Genomic DNA, 3,524 nt, shown 5'->3' with positions numbered 1-3,524 from the left:
TTTTGGCTTACCACGCATCTTATTTACAGCCTCATCAATTGTAATATTTATGGTAGATTCGCCATCTATTCTTAAAATTACATCGCCTGATTTTACTCCAGCTTTATATGCTGGTGTATCATCTATTGGAGCGATTACTGTTAATGCACCATCTTTTATTCCTACAGTTATTCCAAGGCCTCCAAATTCACCTTTGGGTTGAATTTGCATATCCTTAAATGCCTTTTCATCTAAATATCCAGAATGTGCATCTAAGTTTGTTAAAAGTCCAGATATGGTTTTATCTACGATTTGGGTGAAATTTATATCATCGACATAATATTTTTCTACTACGGCGATAGTTTTTGTTAGTTTTGATAGAGCTTGAATTCTCTCATCTTGGGCGGTTTGGGCATTTAGAGCAATAGCACTGGCTGCTATTACGCTGATAAACCCAGCTAGTTGTAAAATTTTACTGCTTTTCAACACATAACTCCAAAAATTTAAAATCAATAATTTTACCTAAAAATATATTAATTTAAAGTAAAAAATATTAATCAAATTAAATCCAAATTGGGTTAAATTTGGCCAAACCTTGACAAATATAGACTAAAGTTATATAATACTACTCATATAAAGTTTAAGGAGAAAATATGGCAAATATATTTGATGAACTCACCTCAATGAGTCAAGATTTAATCGATAGTGCTATATCTTTGGCTATTGGCAATAAAAATCCTCAAGTAATGCTTTTGCACTTGCTTTGGGCTTTAAGCGCTGATAGTAATTCTATTTTAAATCAAATTTTAAATAGAGCAAATGTGAGCAAAGAGGCCTTAGTATTAGATATAAAAAGCAGTGCTAATAATCTACCTCAAAGTTCAAATGTATCAAAAAATAATATCAAAATATCAAATGAGTTAGTAGATAGCTTTGAGCGTGCTAGGGCTTTGATGATTAGTCTTGGAGATAAATTTATAGCAGTTGATAGCTGGATAATTGCGAATTTAGATAGTGAACCAATCAAAGGAATATTATCTAAATATATAGATTTGCTTGAAATCAAAAAAGAGCTAGAGGCAATGCGTGGTGGAAAGAGTATAGATACTCAAACTGCTGATGAAAATCTAGATTCTTTAAGTAAATTTGGAATTGATTTAACTAAAAAGGCATCTAGTGGAGAATTAGATCCTGTAATAGGTAGAGATGAAGAGATAACTAGAATGATGCAAATTCTAATTAGAAAAACTAAAAATAATCCAATCTTACTAGGTGAACCGGGTGTAGGTAAGACTGCAATTGTAGAGGGATTAGCTCAGTTAATAGTCAAAAAATCAGTCCCTACAACACTGGCAAATAAAAGGGTAATTGCGCTTGATATGAGCGCATTAATTGCTGGAGCAAAGTATAGAGGCGAGTTTGAAGATAGGCTAAAAGCAATAATTGATGAAGTTAAAAAAGCTGGAAATATTATATTATTTATAGATGAGATTCATACCATAGTAGGTGCTGGAGCTAGTGAGGGTTCTATGGATGCAGCTAATATTTTAAAGCCAGCTTTAGCTCGTGGAGAGCTGCATACTGTAGGAGCTACAACTCTAAAAGAGTATAGAAAATATTTTGAAAAAGATGCTGCACTTCAAAGAAGATTTCAACCAGTAAATGTAGCAGAACCAAGCGTAAATGAAGCACTTCAAATTTTGCGTGGAATAAAAGATAGGCTAGAAGTGCATCACAATGTAACTATCACTGATAGTGCTTTAGTAGCAGCTACAAAACTAAGCCATAGATATATAAGTGGTAGATTTTTGCCAGATAAAGCAATTGATTTAATAGATGAAGCAGCTGCAGAATTAAAGATGCAAATAGAGAGTGAGCCATTTGGGCTAGCTAAAGCTAAAAGAGAGATAGAGACCCTAATAGTAGAAAAAGAAGCTCTAAAAATGGAAGGCGAGGATAAAAATGGTGAGCGTCTAGCTCAAATAGAAAAAGAACTAGCAAATTTAAATGAGAAAAAAAGCTCTTTAGAGATGAAATTTAAAAATGAAAAAGATGTATTTGACTCAATTAGCCAAAGTAAAAAACTCATTGATTCTTTATCTATGCAAGCTGATGAGTATCAAAGAAATGGTGAATTTGAAAAGGTTGCCGAGCTTAGATATAGTCAAATTCCCCAAGCGCAAAAGAGTATCGCAGATCTAGAGCTTAAATGGAATGAGATGAAAAAAGATGGAGTGTTATTACGCAATGAAGTAGATGAAGATATGGTAGCTGGAATTTTGAGTAAATGGACTGGCATACCAGCTGGCAAAATGCTATCAAATGAAAAAGAGAGATATTTAAATATAGAAAACCATTTAAAACAAAGTGTAATTGGCCAAGATGAGGCATTGCATGCTCTATCTAGGGCAATTAAGCGAAATAAAGCTGGTTTAAGCAGTCAAAATCGCCCAATTGGTAGCTTTTTATTCCTTGGGCCTACTGGGGTAGGTAAAACTGAAAGCGCTAAGGCATTGGCTAAATTTTTATTTGATGATGAAAAAGCTATGATAAGATTTGATATGAGTGAGTATATGGAAAAACACGCTGTTAGCAGACTTCTTGGTGCTCCTCCTGGATATGTGGGTTTTGAAGAGGGTGGACAGCTTACTGAAGCAGTAAGACGAAAGCCATATAGCGTAATTTTATTTGATGAAGTAGAAAAAGCTCATAAAGATGTATTTAATATTTTACTTGGAATTTTAGATGATGGTAGGGCGACTGATAGTAAAGGCGTTACTGTTGATTTTAAAAATACTATAATAATTCTAACAAGTAATATTGGCTCATCAGCTATTATGGATTTAAGTGGCAAAGAGCGAGATGATGCGATAAACTTGGCTTTAAAAGAGTATTTTAAACCTGAATTTTTAAATAGATTAGATGATACGATAATCTTTAATCCGCTTGGTCAAGATGAGCTAGGTGCAATTGTTAATATAATGTTTAAAGAGCTTGAGGCTACATTGCTTGGTCGTGGTATAAGAGCAAATTTAAGCCAAAATGCTATAAATTTAATCTCGCAAGCTGGATTTGATATAGTATATGGTGCTAGACCATTACGTAGAGCTCTTTATGAGTTAGTAGAGGATAAGATAGCTGATATGATTTTAAAAGATGAGATAGCAAGTGGAGATAGCATAACCATAGATGCTATAAATGATGAGATTGTAATAAATAAGGGCTAAAAGCCCTTAAAAAGCTTAGTTATATAAGATTGTGCCAAGCCTTATCATATTTGAGCCGCACTCAATAGCTAGCTTAAAATCTCCACTCATCCCCATTGAGCAGATTGTAGCCCCATGGGGTTTTAAAGAGTCAAATATCTCTTTAGTAATCTCAAAGCTTTTTTTGACCTCATCTATATCATCACTATGAGCACCAATGCTCATTACGCCAATTAAATTTAGATTAACGCATCTACTTTGAATCTCTTTATATATATTTATAGCATCTTTTGGATCTACGCCTTGCTTGGTTTCTTCATTGGCTGAGTTTATTTGAAG

Annotated in this window: 3 protein-coding genes; 1 reads left to right on the top strand and 2 read right to left on the bottom strand. The window is 33.6% G+C overall.

The features are described 5' to 3' along the window. The coding region (locus J6V67_RS06060; RefSeq protein WP_291860220.1) for a S41 family peptidase at positions 1 to 429 on the bottom strand (429 nt) is incomplete at its 3' end. A gap of 203 nt (positions 430 to 632) precedes the next feature. Between J6V67_RS06060 and J6V67_RS06055 the strand changes: the two genes are divergently transcribed. Then, positions 633 to 3,206 (top strand): AAA family ATPase, encoded by a 2,574-nt coding sequence (locus tag J6V67_RS06055; protein WP_291860217.1) that lies wholly within the window; start codon positions 633 to 635, stop codon positions 3,204 to 3,206. A gap of 15 nt (positions 3,207 to 3,221) precedes the next feature. Here the strand turns inward: J6V67_RS06055 and J6V67_RS06050 are convergent. After that, on the bottom strand, positions 3,222 to 3,524 hold a 303-nt coding region (locus J6V67_RS06050; protein ID WP_291860214.1), incomplete at its 5' end, for an alanine racemase.

Source organism: Campylobacter sp. (genome assembly GCF_017646085.1).
GTDB lineage: Bacteria > Campylobacterota > Campylobacteria > Campylobacterales > Campylobacteraceae > Campylobacter.
This window is presented reverse-complemented; position numbering and strand designations above follow the sequence as displayed.

Coding starts and splice junctions, on each gene's coding strand:
- J6V67_RS06055 (WP_291860217.1), top strand. CDS start 633: ATGGCAAATATATTTGATGAACTCACCTCAATGAGTCAAGATTTAATC.